Source organism: Rhodococcus sp. R1101 (genome assembly GCF_000278445.1).
Taxonomy (GTDB): Bacteria; Actinomycetota; Actinomycetes; order Mycobacteriales; family Mycobacteriaceae; genus Rhodococcus; species Rhodococcus gordoniae.
Map to the genome: position 1 here is coordinate 1 of NZ_AJVB01000729.1, position 1293 is coordinate 1293.

1 protein-coding gene and 1 pseudogene are annotated in these 1293 nt (G+C 71.1%); one reads left to right on the forward strand and one right to left on the reverse strand.

Annotation, left to right across the window (positions count from 1 at the left end; all coding sequences use genetic code 11):
* The coding region (locus R1101_RS0123660) for an HpcH/HpaI aldolase/citrate lyase family protein (RefSeq protein WP_016935644.1) at positions 1-617 on the reverse strand (617 nt) is incomplete at its 3' end.
* A 158-nt stretch (positions 618-775) separates the two neighbouring features.
* Between R1101_RS0123660 and R1101_RS0123665 the strand changes: the two are divergent.
* Positions 776-1293: pseudogene (locus R1101_RS0123665) on the forward strand (23S rRNA (adenine(2503)-C(2))-methyltransferase RlmN); the annotation flags it as partial.

The window sequence follows — 1293 nt, forward strand, 5'->3', positions numbered from 1 at the left end:
GAGCGGGTCAGCTCGGCTTCGCGTTCGAGCACGTCGGGATCGTCGCTGAGGGTGGGGCCGTCGATGGGTCCGGGCAGGCGCGCGGCGCGGCTCGTGATCACCAGTCGCGACCGGGCGTACGCCATCGCCATCGGGCTGTCGCTCATACCGGTGTCGCGCCGGAAGTCGCCGCTGCCGAAGACCAGGCGGAAGGTGCCCTCGGCCCGGGCGATCTCGGGAGCCGCCTCCAGACCCATCGCCGACTCGATCAGCACCAGGATGCGGGTGCCCTCCGGCAGACGGTCGGCGGTGGCCTCGACCTGGTGACCGCTCTCGGCCTTGGCGAGCATCACGCCCCGGAGGCCGGGGACGCCGGAGAGCGCGGCGAGATCGTCGGTCCAGAACGACGTGGTGGCGTCGTTGATGCGCACCCAGGCCTGCCCGCCACCGCGAAGCCACGCGACGACATCGTCGCGTGCCGCCGGCTTGGCCGGGGCCGGCACCGCGTCTTCGAGGTCGAGCACCACCGCATCGGCCGGAGAGCCGGCGGCGGCGTCGAAGAGTTCGGGGGAGCGGCCCGGAACGAGCAGCCACGAGCGTGCGACTTCGGGAGCGACGAGACCGGTCATGATGTCCATCCTCCCGCATTCCCGCTCCGGCGCCGGGCGACTCGGAGTGTGCGGAACCGATCGGGACCGATCCCGGACGGGAAGAAACATCACGGCCCCCGAAGGGGGGCGAGCATCACAGCGACACCGCGACCCATCCGTCCCGGATCATGGGACAATGGGTGATTATGGCTTCTTCTCTGCCCCTGGTCTTCGATGCGCCCAAGCGTGGTCTGCCGCCGCGCCATCTTGCCGACCTCGACGCAGATCAGCGTCGCGACGCGGTGCGCGAACTGGGGCTGCCGGCCTTCCGTGCCGACCAGCTCGCCCGGCAGTACTACGGACGGCTCGAGGCGGATCCGGCGAAGATGACCGATCTTCCCGCCGCCGTCCGCGACAAGGTGGGGGAGTCGCTGTTCCCGCCTCTGCTCAGCGCGGTCAAGCACATCGCGTGCGACGGAGGGGAGACCCGCAAGACGTTGTGGCGCGCGCACGACGGCACCCTTCTCGAGAGCGTGCTCATGCGGTATCCCGACCGCGCCACGCTGTGTATCTCGAGCCAGGCGGGGTGCGGCATGGCGTGCCCGTTCTGCGCGACAGGCCAGGGCGGCCTCGACCGGAACCTGTCCACGGCGGAGATCGTCGATCAGGTGCGTGCGGCTGCTGCGGCGCTGCGCGACGGTGACGTCGCCGGCGGACCCGGACG